This is a genomic window from Methyloprofundus sp. (assembly GCF_965251085.1).
GTDB lineage: Bacteria > Pseudomonadota > Gammaproteobacteria > Methylococcales > Methylomonadaceae > Methyloprofundus.
Genome location: NZ_OZ252594.1, coordinates 1609292 through 1622066, shown reverse-complemented (window position 1 = coordinate 1622066; position 12775 = coordinate 1609292). Strand labels below are relative to the sequence as shown.

The following is a 12775-nucleotide window of genomic DNA, read 5'->3' as shown; positions in this document are numbered from 1 at the left end:
TTTTATATTGCTTATGTCAGAACAAAATCAAGAACAATTATTATTAGTAGATGATGACCTGACTTATTGTTCGGTGCTTAAATCTGCACTTGAAAAAAGAGGATTCTCCGTCTCAGTAGCACATGATGTTAAAAATGGTCTTACATTAGCAGAGCAAATAGAACCTGAATATGCCGTTATTGACCTACGTATAGGGCATGAATCGGGACTTGAGTTGGTACAAAAACTGATTTCGCTGGATGATAATACTCAAATCATCATGTTAACGGGTTTTGCCAGTATAGCGACAGCGGTTGAAGCTATTAAACTAGGCGCAAAACATTATTTAACCAAGCCGGCTAACGCCAGCGAAATTATGAACGCCCTGAAAAACAACACTGGGGATAGCTCGGTAGCGATTAGTGAAAACCCTCTTTCCGTCAAGCGTCTTGAGTGGGAGCATCTGCAAAAAGTCCTAATGGAACACGAGGGTAATATTTCAGCTGCTGCACGAGCACTGAATATGCACCGCCGTACTTTACAAAGAAAACTCGATAAACGGCCTGTAAAAGAGTAGCCATAATGACCAGCAATAATATTGAACACCCATTTGCAGAATATATTCGTATACTGGGCAAAGGAAAGAAAGGCTCACGGCCACTGACTCAGGATGAAGCTTACCATGCGATGCGCATGATTTTGGCAGGTGATGTTGAAGAGATTCAATTAGGTGCCTTTTTAATGCTTATGCGAGTCAAAGAAGAAACACCTGAGGAGCTAGCGGGTTTCGTCACAGCCGTGCGTGAGACCTTGCCCAAAATCGACACTGCAACAGCCGACCTGGACTGGTCTGCCTATGCCGGTAAACGTAGCCATTTGCCCTGGTTTATATTGTCCAGTTTATTACTGGCAGAACAGGGTATTAAAGTGTTAATGCATGGTTCCAGTTCACATTCGCATAAGCGTGTATTTGTGCAGGATATATTGCCTGTATTGTCCTTAGCTAAAGCAGAGTCATTTGCAGACGCTGAGCAGCAATTAAAAACCCAAAATTTTGCTTATCTTTCCCTGCAAGAATTTTGCCCCGCGCTGGATAGAATGATCCATTTACGCAACTTAATGGGCTTGCGCTCTCCTGTGCATACTCTGGTACGATTAATTAATCCGTTCAATGCTCCCTATAGTATTCAGGGCATCTTTCACCCTGGCTATCGTCCTGTACACCAAGAGGCCGCCTTACTATTGCAACAACAGCATATGACGGTTATCAAAGGTGAAGGCGGCGAAACTGAACGTAACCCCGATATGCAATGCTTAGCCCAAAGTGTTCACCAAGGAGTATTGTCCGAAGAGATATGGCCCCCTTTATTTTCCAGACGGCATGTTAAACCCAAAACACTAGATTCGAAACAACTTATTCAGCAATGGCGTGGTGAAGTCAATGATGAATTTGCAGAAGCCAGTATTATTGGCACCACCGCTATTGCTTTAAAGCTAATGGCGAAAGCTGACTTGCAAGAAAATGCGCAACAAATGGCAACTGATTATTGGCACAGTAGAGATAAAAGCAGGTATTAAAGGCGGGGTTATGTATGATCCTAGAAAAATCAGTTGCTCACGGTTTCTAGCACAAGCTATTGATTTCACAGCACTTCCAAAAAACTCCCGATTAACCTACGGGTGAATCTAAAATTTTTTTGAAAGTGTTATATTAATTCAATATCTTGCACTATAAATTCGCGCTCAACTGATTTTTTCAGGATGATAAAACTGCGGAATTGTATTTATTTCTGACTTTTCCATATGTAAATATTCCAGACCAATTAAGGTGCCGTCTAGATCATCATGCTCAAACCAGACTACACGACTTTCTCCATATAAGCGTAATTTGTCAAATTTAAACTCAATGACCATATTTACCTGTAAATCGACAAATTCAGCTATACGAATCAAAATACCTTCTACTGAAACATTGCGCGTCATAAAGTCGTGAAATTTTTCCTCAATAAGAATTTGTCCAGGCGCAGTCATGCTTTTTCTATAAGCTTTTCTCTTATATAAAATGTTTTGTGAGTCATAAGATATCTGCTTAAATTCTAGGCCTAACAGGATACGATTACCGTCAATATCAACCCTGACAATTTCAGCTTCCCCTGCTAAATGTAACTTTTCTATATAAATATCTACCAGGCTAGATTGCTTAATCAACATAAAAACATCTCGTTCATCGACTATGTTTTCTGTCGTCTCAACTGCAGCCTGCAGTCCAGAGACAGATAAATTCTGCACCTGCATTTCATGTTCTACGCCACCAATAAACAGCAAACCTTTCAGAGAAAGATTTTTTCGATAATACCCTCTGGAATTTGTCATATGGATAAATGTTATTAACGACGGGTTATTAACTTATGATTTATACTTCGCGCGGTGACGGTTGCGGATTTTATAACGAGTCGATTTTTGTTGAGAGCTCTGCGCTGAAATAAGCGCATAGCTGGCTACGCAACTGTTTCAGTAACGCAACTATCGGCAAAAATCGGCCGTTAAAAAACCGCACCCGTGGCCGTACGAAGTATAATACCTATTTACACAGGCTTTATCCTAGAAAAATCAGTTGCTCACGTTTTCTAGCACAAGCTCTTGATTCCACCGCACTTCCAAAAAATGCCCGCTTAACCTATGGGTGAAACTAAGATTTTTGAAAGCACTGTGTAGCCAATATCTTGTACTATAAATTCGCGCTCAACTGATTTTTCTAGGTTTATACAGTAAGATTAGCCCATCTTAAACTAAATACAATCCTGTATGCTAACTTTTTAAACTCCAGTTCAGACGAGATAGGACCATGTTATTTATCAATAGAATATTCAATAAATACACAGTCTATCTTTCCCCATTGATATTATTGGTATTACTCAGTGCTTGTACTGCTTCGCAACCCAAAAACACAGAGAATATCTGTGCAATTTTTCGCGAGAAAGACAGCTGGTTTGATGATACGCAAAATACCTTTGATAAATGGGGTGTGCCCATCCATGTGCAAATGGCCATTATTCATCAAGAGTCCCGTTTTGTAGCCGATGCACAACCTCCAAGGCCTTGGCTACTCGGCTTTATCCCCTGGTTTAGAAATAGCTCGGCCTATGGCTATCCTCAGGCACAAGATGGAACCTGGGACTGGTACTTAGATGATGCTGGAAGCTGGTCTGCTGATCGCGATGACTTTGCAGATGCCAGTGATTTTGTTGGCTGGTATTGTAGTGTTAGCCATAAAAAACTAGGCATTTCAAAGTGGGATACCCCTAAACAATATCTGGCATATCATGAAGGACATACCGGTTATAAGCGAAAATCCTATTTGAAAAAACCGTGGTTATTAAAAGTTTCTAAAAAAGTAGCACGTCAGGCTCAGCGGTATAATCAACAATTAAAAGCGTGCAGAGCAGAATTAGAAAGTTCTGGCTGGTTTTTTTGGTAAAATAAGTAGCTTACTACTTTTAAGGAGTTATTCATGGGTAGAACCCAACTCGTTATCTTCGTTATCTTCATCATACTATTTATAGGTTTTTATATGTTTACCAAATCCGACCCTGAACTTGCAGGCAATAACAAACAAACGGGTGAAGCATTCTTAGCTGAAAATGCTGGCAAAGAAGGCGTCATCACCACTGCAAGTGGTTTGCAATATATGATATTAACAGCGGGTGAAGGTGAAAAACCAACAGCGACTGCTAATGTCACGGTACATTACCAAGGTACGACATTGGATGGCAAAGAATTTGACAGTTCTTATAGCCGTAATGCTCCTGCAACCTTCCCATTAAATCGCGTGATTGCTGGCTGGACTGAAGGCGTACAACTCATGCCTATCGGTGCAAAATATCGCTTCTTTATTCATCCCGATTTAGGCTATGGTGCAAAAGGTGCCGGCGCTGCTATTGGCCCGAATGAAACATTGGTCTTTGAAGTTGAGTTACTAAGTATTCAATAATCAAGGAGTACATAAGCTTTAGCTTTTTTTGTTGCTAGTGACAAAAAAAGCTATTCCACTCCTTATCAGTAAGATATCTAACCCCCCTACTTTCCTACAGAATATACCCAATGACTGACTTTAATTTTTTTGCCACCACACCTAAAGCCATGGAAGATATCCTGGTCACTGAATTAAAGCAGCTGGGTGCTAAAAATGTTAAGGCCGCTATGGCTGGTGCTTATTTTGAAGGGTCCCTGGAAAGTGCATATCGAGTTTGTCTTTGGTCGCGTATTGCCAATCGCGTGCTATTAACCCTAAGCAATTTCACGGTCACTAGCCAGGAAGATTTATATGACGGAATTTATAAAATAAACTGGTTTGAGCATATGGGACCCGATGATAGCTTTGCTGTCTCATTTAATGCGAAAGGCTCCAAAGCTATAAATAACACACATTTTGGCGCGATTAAAGTCAAAGATGCAGTCGTTGACCAGATGCGTAAGAAATTTAATAAGCGCCCTGACATTAATACCACACAGCCCAATATACGCATTAATGTGTATTTACATAATGAACAGGCTACGCTCAGTTTAGACCTGTCAGGAGAAAGCCTGCATCGTCGGGGTTATCGTGATATTAGTATTACAGCGCCTATTAAAGAAAACCTTGCGGCAGCGATTTTGTATCGTAGTCAATGGCTGGATATAGCACGCCAGGGTGGTAGCCTAATTGATCCAATGTGTGGTTCGGGGACTTTGCTACTAGAAGCGGCAATGATAGCGGCAGATTATGCACCGGGCCTACAGCATAAGCATTTTGGCTTTATGCATTGGAAGAAGCATGATGCAGCACTCTGGCAGTCTTTGCTAGATGAAGCGCAACAGCGCAAAGAGGCAGGATTAACCAACATGCCTACAATTGTCGGGTTCGATCAAAGCCGTCGTGCAATCAATGCTGCCTTATTACATATAGAAAACGCAGGTCTGCAAAACCAGATCCACGTTGAGCGACGAGATATTACTGAAGCAAGCCCCGCTGAAAGTTGGCAACAGGGCATAGTGGTCTGTAACCCTCCCTATGGCGAACGCTTAGGTACTAGCGCAGAAACTGCACAACTCTATCGCAGCTTTGGTGAAGTCTTAAAAACACAGTTTACTCATTGGCAGGCAGCGATGATCATTAGTGATCCTGAGCTGGGATTCCGTTTAGGTATACGCTCACAAAAGCCTATTACGCTGTTTAATGGGCCTTTAGAATGTAAATTATTGCGCTTTGCTATAGAAGAAAAGAATTTCTTTACTCCTAAAGCAAAAACCGAGCAAGAACGCATAGAACATATTAAGGCAGAACCTATTAGCGCAGATCCAAACGCAGAAATGTTTGCCAATCGCCTGCAAAAAAATATTAAGAAAATCGCCAAATGGGTTAAGCGACAGGATATACACTGCTATCGGGTTTATGATGCTGATTTACCTGAATACGCAATCGCTATTGATGTTTATCAAGGCGATAAGACTTGGCTTAACGTACAGGAATATCAAGCCCCCAAAACAATTTCACAAGAAAAAGCCATGCTACGTTTAAGTAGTGCCGTGAATGAAATCGCCAGAATCTATGCGCTACCTAAAGAACAAATTTATTTAAAAACCCGGAGCAAGCAAAAAGGGTTAGATCAATATGAAAAGCTGGCTAGTCAGGGTACTTTTGAAAAAATCCAAGAGCATGGCGCATTATTATATGTTAACTTCGAAGACTATCTAGATACTGGGCTTTTTCTGGATCACCGCCCTATGAGACTAAAAATTCAGCAGCAGGCAAAAAATAAACATTTCCTAAACCTTTTCGCTTACACGGGTACGGCATCAGTGCATGCTGCCATCGGCGGTGCCATATCAACAACGACCGTGGATATGTCTAAGACTTATCTAGACTGGGCACAGCGCAATATGGCATTAAATAATAACGCTGCTAATAATCGTTTTATTCGTGCCGACTGTACTGAATGGCTTAAAGACGAGGCAAGCAAAACCAGGCCTGAACAGCGCTATGATTTAATCTTTCTGGATCCGCCTACGTTTTCCAATTCCAAGCGCATGGAAAATAATTTCAGCATTCAGGATAATCATGTTGAGCTAATAACCAATGCAACAAAATTATTGAGCACTGACGGTATACTTTATTTTTCTACTAATTTTCGTCGCTTCAAGCTTGATACGGTAGCGCTAGAACAGCTCGAAATAAATGATATCAGCGCCCAAAGCATACCCGAAGATTTTTCCCGTACACCTAGAATTCATTATTGCTGGGAAATTAAATGCCTCTAGAATGCTACAAACTAACGGTTAAAGGTCGCGTGCAAGGCGTATTCTTCAGGGCCTCTACACGGAAAAAAGCCCAGCGCTTAGCTATAAACGGCTTCGTTAAAAATACGCCAGCGGGAAATGTTGAAATTATTGCCGCTGGGGAACAGTTGGCCATGCAGGAATTTATCCAGTGGTGTCATAAAGGTCCCATAACAGCAAAAGTGGCTGAAGTAATAGTTGAACCTTACACGGGTTCAGTAGAGCATACTGGCTTTGACATTGAATAAACCTAGAAAAATCAGTTGAATGCGAATTTATAGTGCAAGAAATGGAATTAATATATCACTTTCAAAAAATTTCCTGATTACCCATAACTCTCAGCTATAATTCGTCATTCCTGCATGCTTCTAGCGGGAATCTAGTTGGTTAAGCATAGATTCCCGATAAAAGACTTCGAGAATGACGAGTTTGTTAACATGCTGATTATTCACGTTTATTTTACTATGGCTGAGAGTCATACGTAATCAGGAAAGATTTTAGCTTCACCCATAGGTTAAGCGGACATTTTTGCAAGTGCAGTAGAATCTAGAGCTTGTGCTAGAAAACGTGAGCAACTGATTTTTCTAGGTTAAAGCTATGCTGTTATAGTATCGCTGACAAAACTGTAATCGGCTTTAAGACAATGATCTAACCATTTTACTAAAAAGTAATTCAGGCGCCATTTATAATCCATAATATCTGAACTAAGGCCTATATCAGCAATAGCTTTAGTGACCTCAACACGTTTATAATCACGTAAGACCTCTGCCGTACAAACATCGAAATAGATACGAATTTTAACGGCAGGTTCCAGTACAACTTCAGCCGCACTGTTCTCAAAGTAATAACTCAATTGAATGGTTTTGGTATACGGTGACTGTTCAAGAATTTGCAAATGTAACCTAGGCTTGTCATCAGCATAGCCCTGCGCAGATTCATCTATGCCCCTAAGATTAGGTATCAGAGAAAACAGTTTATTAAAATTTGATTCGCAAATATTCTGCAAACAAAAAGACTTATTGAGCGGAGAAACCTTGGCCATAGTCTGATTAATATTCCCTAATACCTTTTATTTCAGTCGCAACTTCATATTGCTCTGACTCGACTTCCTTACTACTGATCACTTCTACATAGGCTCTTAAGGGAGTTGTTAAATCATTTCTAGTTGCAATAGCCAGCTCTAAAGCCATGCCCCTTTCCAGCCTATGCTTTCCTCTAAACAATATTCCGGATCCGCTAATATTTAAACATTCCCCTACATAAGACTCTTCTGCATCAGGAAATTTATAATCGATAGCACAGAATACATCCATACGATTAAATTGCCTGGATTCTTCTTGATTTAGCATGGTTACTCCAACATTGTAAACGCATTGCCAAGACCCTACGTATAACTAGGCACCTGGAAACACACATCATCCAACTTTGCTGGTCTTTTTGTCCGTCATTAGCACTGTAGCAATAGTTACGTAGCTAGCTATGCGCCTTCTGCTACAGCACTAATGACAAACAAAAATCCTGCCCAAATATTGGACGCTTATTTATTTCCAAGTGCCCTACTAAAGGAGCGAGAATTCAATAATACCCGAGTTTGACTTGTTCCTGCCTACGCAGGAATGACGTTTCTTTTGACTCCACAGTCGCACTAGAAAAGCAGTTGCGTAGCCTCACTGCGCCTGTTTTCCTAGCACGCCTATGATGCCAAAACCCTGCGTCATATTTGCGGATATTATTAAATCCTCGCTCCTTACTGAAAATTAAACTGTCATTATATACATTACCGGGTTTCTTTGCGGTAAGAATATCGTAAAATAGTCAGCATCAAACAAAATCGACTATAGCCTTTTTTTAACAGGCTCAGATCACTCTAAAAATAGCTATTTCACATCATTACTTAATACCAAAAATGACTAAATCGACCATATTGACCGGCATCACCACAACAGGAACACCCCACTTAGGTAATTATGTCGGTGCTATTCGTCCAGCAATTGAGGCTAGTAAAGATGCAAATGCCAGGCCCTTTTATTTTTTAGCTGATTACCACGCCTTGATCAAATGTAGTGAACCTGCAAAAGTACGCCAGTCCAGCCTGGAAATTGCGGCAACCTGGCTAGCTTTGGGCCTGGATACAAAAAATGCGACATTTTATCGTCAATCAGATGTTCCCGAAATTATGGAACTCACCTGGATGCTGACTTGTGTTACAGCAAAAGGCTTAATGAACCGTGCTCATGCCTATAAAGGCGTGGTAGCTGAAAATGAATCAACTGCAAATACGGATCCGGATAAGGGTATTAACATGGGCTTATTCAGCTACCCTATTCTGATGGCTGCAGATATTCTAATTTTTAATGCACATAAAGTTCCAGTAGGAAAAGACCAGATACAGCATATAGAAATGGCACGAGATATAGCCTCACGCTTTAACCATATCTATGGCGAACATTTTGCTATGCCTGAAGCAATTATCGATGATAATGCCTCTATTCTATCCGGCCTGGATGGGCGAAAAATGAGTAAAAGTTATAATAATACAATTCCGCTATTTGTCCCGGAAAAGAAACTGAAGAAACTGATAAATAAAATTAAAACCAACTCCTTAGAGCCAGGTGAGCCAAAGGACCCTACAGGTTGCACATTATTCAGTACCTATCAGGCCTTTGCCAGTGAGCAGGAAGTTGCAGATATTCGTCTACAATATGCAGAGGGTATTGCCTGGGGAGAAATGAAGAAGGTTTTGTTTGAAAAGATTAATGCAGAAATTATTCCAGCAAGAGAACGCTATGACGCATTAATACAAGAACCCGCCCATATAGAGCAGCAACTACAGGAAGGCGCTGTAAAAGCCCGTGCGATTAGCGCGCCTTTTTTACTGGAACTACGTAAAGCAGTTGGTATTCAAAAAATCATATAATAGCGATTTCAGACTCCAACACTGCTTTATTATGGTGTAACTCCTTTTTCTTCTTAGAGCAAAAATATTAAGAAAGATGATGATTCATGATTTTGCAAACAATTTACTGTTGATAATATGAATTATCAACAGTAAATGTGAACACACAAAACAGGCTTTCACCTGTTTTTTTTTGACTTAAACTGAAAAGTACTTACAATGTAAGTGAATACATTACATTTTAATTAACAAGGTATGAATACTATGGCTATGACTCAATTTTCTATGCGTTTGCCTGAAGAACTAAAAAATAGTTTAAAAGAAATTAGTAGTATTACTCATCGTTCTCAATCTCAAATAGCAGCTAAAGCTATTACTGAATATGTAGAGAGAAATGAATGGAAAATTAAAGCCATTGCTGATGCTGTAAAAGAAGCTGATAAAGGTGTTTTTATTTCACATGAATCAATGGAGGCATGGGTTGATTCTATTGGAACTAAAAATGAATTAGAACCTCCCAAGGCTGATATATTTCCTAACTCTTGACTATGAAATTAGTTTGGCTTGAAAAAGCTCAATATGATTTAAGAAGTATTGAGGCTTATTATTCAGATATAGCCAGTAAAGAAGTATCAGCAAAAATACTTCAAAAAATTGTTAAATCTGCAAAGATATTTTTAGAACAACCCTATCTAGGTCATTTATCTGAAAAAGACAGTAATATTTTAGAGTGGCATATACCTACCACTTTTTATACTTTGGTCTACCAGGTAATCAATGATGAAATACAAGTTCTTCGTGTTTTCCATGAATCACAAAACAAACCTAGTAAATGGGAAATCAATTGCTAGTAAATTAAATGAGTTTTCTTCTCAATCGTATTAACTGCTATCTTTTTAAAAAGCTGTTTTTGTTCATCTGTAAGCGCTCAATAGTCAGCGTACTTCACGGCAACTCAGATTAATGCCAAACTATCCCCATTGTTAAATACCACGGGGAATTTTAAATGGCAGCGTTAGAAAAAATACAGGCAAAGACTTTCTGGCCTATTCACATAGAGCACTGGCAGGCATCAGGCCAATCACAGGTAGCTTATTGTCGACAGCATGATTTATGTCCGCAAAAGTTAGGCTACTGGAAACGTAAATCGACTGTAAAGCCGACTACTTCCCCTACAGGGTTTACACGTATTCGGGTTGACGGGGATCGTTCATCTGCGCCAGTCCCAGGATTATCTTTGCAATTTAATGATGGTATTCGGTTGGAAGGTATTACGCAGGATACTATGCCGTGTATTCAACCACTGCTTGAGCTGTTGCGATGACGGTTGTTATGCGTCCCTCTCTGTCTTTGACAGAAGTGTATCTGTATCGGCAGCCCATTGATTTTCGTAAGTCACATCGGGGCTTATCGGCGATTGTTGAATGTGAGTTAGGGCATAATCCTTTTGAGGGGGCTCTCTATGCCTTTACGAATAAACGGCGGAATAAGATTAAATGCCTGTTTTGGGAAGATAATGGTTTTGTCCTTTATTACAAGTCATTGGTAGAAGAAACATTTAAGTGGCCTAAGGGTGAGGAAGAGACATTAACCTTAACAGGCCAGCCGTTAAACTGGCTGCTGGATGGCTTTGATATTAGCGCGATGAAAGGTCATAAAAAACTTCAATATGAGTCTGTTTTTTAGCTGTTTTTGTGTTCATTATTGCCACTATAAATGCTATAATAAAGCCATGATTTTAGCCGATATTTCAAATATAAAACAACAAGATAAAGCCGGTTCTTTGCTGTCGGAGAGTGTTGCTTTGTTGCTTGAAAAAAAACAGGCTATTGATGAACTGACGCGTGTGATTGAAGTTAAGTCTGGGGTGATTTCCGAACAGAAAAAACGCATCCTTATTCTGGAAGAGGTACTACGCTTATCTAAAATAAAACGCTTTGGATCATCCAGTGAACAATCTCATCAATCCTCTTTGTTTGATGAAGCAGAGAATGAAGCGGATAGCGATGAGGAGCTAGACCTGGAGGCTGATGAAGCACCTGAGGACGAAAAACAAACAAGTTCTACTGGCACCAAGAAAAAGCCGGGACGCAAACCCTTCTCAGATAAGTTACCTCGCGAGCAAATTTTTATTTATTTAACCGATGAAGAAAAAGAAGGTGCTATTGATACTTTCTTTACTAAAGTGAAAGAAGAGCTGGATATTATTCCTGCTAAAGTACGTGTTCTTGAATACATGCAGGAAAAAGCGGTCTTTATCAAACAGATTGAAGGCGAAAAACAACGCCAGGTTAAAGCCGCACAAATGCCCAGACACCCTATTGCCAGAGCAATGGGAAGCATCAGTTTAATGTGCTTTGTTATTATCGCCAAGTATGCTGACGGCTTACCTTTATATCGGCAAGAAGGCATCTTGTCTCGTTATGGGGGTGACATCTCCAGAGCGACATTAGCAAACTGGATGATCGCACTGGCTAAACAACTTCAGCCCCTGATTAACCTGATGCGAGAGCATCAACACACAGGGGCAGTCATACTCGCTGATGAAACGCGGGTTCAGGTATTAAAAGAACCGGGGCGGCCAGCGACCTCAGATAAATATATGTGGGTGACGCTTGGCGGGCCACCGGGTGAAAAAAGCATCCTGTTTGAATACGATCCCTCTCGTAGTGGAGACGTCCCCATGCGCCTGCTTGACGGCTTTAGTGGCTATCTGCAAACCGATGGCTATGCGGGGTACAATGCCGTGTGCCAAAAAAACAGCATCACCCAGCTGGGGTGCTGGGATCATGCGCGTCGTTATTTTAAAGATGCCCAGAATGCACAGCCTAAACGCAAAAAGGGACAAAATAACAAACCCTCAAAAGCAGGTAAAGCGCTGAGCCTGATCAATAAACTGTATGTCATTGAGCGAGAAATTAAAGACCTGTCAGTGGATGAAAAATATCAGCAGCGCCAGGAGAAGAGCATTCCTGTATTGAGCCAGCTCAAAGCCTATCTGGAAGAAAACCAGCATAAAGTACCTAAAGATAGCCTGACAGGAAAGGCAATGACTTACCTGAGTAACCAGTGGGAAAAACTCAATGTGTATTGCACCCATGGTGAACTCAATATTAGCAACATCCTGGCAGAAAATGCGATTCGCCCGTTTGTGATAGGGCGCAAAGCCTGGTTATTTTCTGATACCCCTGCGGGTGCTCGTGCCAGTGCAATACATTACAGCCTGATAGAAACAGCTAAAGCAAATGGGCTGGAGCCTTATGCATATCTTAAGCAGGTTCTCACTGCTTTACCTTATGCTGATACGGTTGATAAAGTGGAGGCTTTGTTGCCCTGGAATATTAAAAAATCAGATACGCCTGAATAGGGCAAGTACGTGCTTCGTTGAGCGCTTACGTTCATCTAACCTTTCTTTTGAAATAGGAGTATAAATTCCATTTTCAACATCATCTTCCAGTTTTCTAAAAAGTTCTAATTTTTCAGTAGAATAAATATTATTTATTCCCAAATTTTGGGATTTTTCTTTCATTATTTTTGACTTATTAGTAAAAAATAATATACTTAGTAGGAAATAGTTTTATTTTT

At 40.4% G+C, this 12775-nt stretch carries 16 protein-coding genes; 12 read left to right on the top strand and 4 right to left on the bottom strand.

What is annotated here, in order from left to right; translation table 11 throughout:
• Positions 1 to 13 precede the first annotated feature (13 nt).
• Positions 14 to 556, top strand: a complete 543-nt coding sequence (locus tag ACQY3F_RS07395) for a response regulator transcription factor (RefSeq protein ID WP_428354239.1) — start codon at positions 14 to 16, stop codon at positions 554 to 556.
• A gap of 5 nt (positions 557 to 561) precedes the next feature.
• Complete coding sequence (locus ACQY3F_RS07390) at positions 562 to 1557, top strand: glycosyl transferase family protein (protein ID WP_428354238.1); 996 nt, start codon at positions 562 to 564, stop codon at positions 1555 to 1557.
• A gap of 165 nt (positions 1558 to 1722) precedes the next feature.
• Here ACQY3F_RS07390 and ACQY3F_RS07385 read toward each other — a convergent pair whose 3' ends face one another.
• Positions 1723 to 2352 carry a PilZ domain-containing protein gene (locus ACQY3F_RS07385; protein WP_428354237.1) on the bottom strand — a complete coding sequence of 210 codons (630 nt, stop codon included), beginning with the start codon at positions 2350 to 2352 and terminating at the stop codon, positions 1723 to 1725.
• Positions 2353 to 2875: 523 nt separating this feature from the next.
• Between ACQY3F_RS07385 and ACQY3F_RS07380 the strand changes: the two genes are divergently transcribed.
• The 4 genes from ACQY3F_RS07380 to ACQY3F_RS07365 all read left to right on the top strand — a co-directional run bounded on the left by ACQY3F_RS07380 (position 2876) and on the right by ACQY3F_RS07365 (position 6542).
• Positions 2876 to 3457 carry a hypothetical protein gene (locus ACQY3F_RS07380; RefSeq protein WP_428354236.1) on the top strand — a complete coding sequence of 194 codons (582 nt, stop codon included), beginning with the start codon at positions 2876 to 2878 and terminating at the stop codon, positions 3455 to 3457.
• Positions 3458 to 3550: 93 nt separating this feature from the next.
• Complete coding sequence (locus tag ACQY3F_RS07375; protein WP_428354235.1) at positions 3551 to 3970, top strand: FKBP-type peptidyl-prolyl cis-trans isomerase; 420 nt, start codon at positions 3551 to 3553, stop codon at positions 3968 to 3970.
• Between the two features lie 110 nt (positions 3971 to 4080).
• The gene (gene rlmKL, locus ACQY3F_RS07370) at positions 4081 to 6276 is read left to right on the top strand and encodes a bifunctional 23S rRNA (guanine(2069)-N(7))-methyltransferase RlmK/23S rRNA (guanine(2445)-N(2))-methyltransferase RlmL (RefSeq protein WP_428354234.1); all 2196 of its coding nucleotides are present in this window, start codon (positions 4081 to 4083) and stop codon (positions 6274 to 6276) included.
• Positions 6267 to 6542 carry an acylphosphatase gene (locus ACQY3F_RS07365; protein WP_428354233.1) on the top strand — a complete coding sequence of 92 codons (276 nt, stop codon included), beginning with the start codon at positions 6267 to 6269 and terminating at the stop codon, positions 6540 to 6542. The genes rlmKL and ACQY3F_RS07365 overlap by 10 nt, the downstream gene beginning before the upstream one ends.
• Before the next feature lie 347 nt (positions 6543 to 6889).
• On the opposite strand, the gene ACQY3F_RS07360 is transcribed toward ACQY3F_RS07365, so the two are convergent.
• Together ACQY3F_RS07360 and ACQY3F_RS07355 are read right to left on the bottom strand one after the other, a co-directional pair.
• Positions 6890 to 7336 (bottom strand): DUF1249 domain-containing protein, encoded by a 447-nt coding sequence (locus ACQY3F_RS07360; RefSeq protein WP_428354232.1) that lies wholly within the window; start codon positions 7334 to 7336, stop codon positions 6890 to 6892.
• Between the two features lie 7 nt (positions 7337 to 7343).
• Positions 7344 to 7643 (bottom strand): PilZ domain-containing protein, encoded by a 300-nt coding sequence (locus ACQY3F_RS07355; RefSeq protein WP_428354231.1) that lies wholly within the window; start codon positions 7641 to 7643, stop codon positions 7344 to 7346.
• A 557-nt stretch (positions 7644 to 8200) separates the two neighbouring features.
• Between ACQY3F_RS07355 and ACQY3F_RS07350 the strand changes: the two genes are divergently transcribed.
• From ACQY3F_RS07350 to tnpC, 6 genes are all read left to right on the top strand, one after another.
• A complete protein-coding gene (locus tag ACQY3F_RS07350; RefSeq protein WP_428354230.1) occupies positions 8201 to 9211 on the top strand; it encodes a tryptophan--tRNA ligase in 1011 nt (336 codons plus the stop codon).
• A gap of 243 nt (positions 9212 to 9454) precedes the next feature.
• Positions 9455 to 9736: a CopG family ribbon-helix-helix protein gene (locus tag ACQY3F_RS07345; protein ID WP_428354229.1), complete on the top strand. Its 282-nt coding sequence runs from the start codon at positions 9455 to 9457 to the stop codon at positions 9734 to 9736.
• Between the two features lie 2 nt (positions 9737 to 9738).
• Positions 9739 to 10041: a type II toxin-antitoxin system RelE/ParE family toxin gene (locus tag ACQY3F_RS07340; protein WP_428354228.1), complete on the top strand. Its 303-nt coding sequence runs from the start codon at positions 9739 to 9741 to the stop codon at positions 10039 to 10041.
• Between the two features lie 155 nt (positions 10042 to 10196).
• Positions 10197 to 10514, top strand: coding sequence for an IS66 family insertion sequence element accessory protein TnpA (gene tnpA, locus ACQY3F_RS07335; protein WP_428352923.1), 318 nt, complete (start codon positions 10197 to 10199; stop codon positions 10512 to 10514).
• Entirely contained in the window at positions 10511 to 10876 is a 366-nt protein-coding gene (gene tnpB, locus ACQY3F_RS07330; protein ID WP_428353150.1) for an IS66 family insertion sequence element accessory protein TnpB, read from the top strand. The genes tnpA and tnpB overlap by 4 nt, the downstream gene beginning before the upstream one ends.
• A 46-nt stretch (positions 10877 to 10922) precedes the next feature.
• Complete coding sequence (gene tnpC / locus ACQY3F_RS07325; protein WP_428354227.1) at positions 10923 to 12557, top strand: IS66 family transposase; 1635 nt, start codon at positions 10923 to 10925, stop codon at positions 12555 to 12557.
• Here tnpC and ACQY3F_RS07320 read toward each other — a convergent pair.
• The gene (locus tag ACQY3F_RS07320; RefSeq protein ID WP_428354226.1) at positions 12540 to 12719 is read right to left on the bottom strand and encodes a hypothetical protein; all 180 of its coding nucleotides are present in this window, start codon (positions 12717 to 12719) and stop codon (positions 12540 to 12542) included. The two genes, tnpC and ACQY3F_RS07320, sit on opposite strands and share 18 nt — an antisense overlap.
• Between the last annotated feature and the right edge of the window lie 56 nt (positions 12720 to 12775).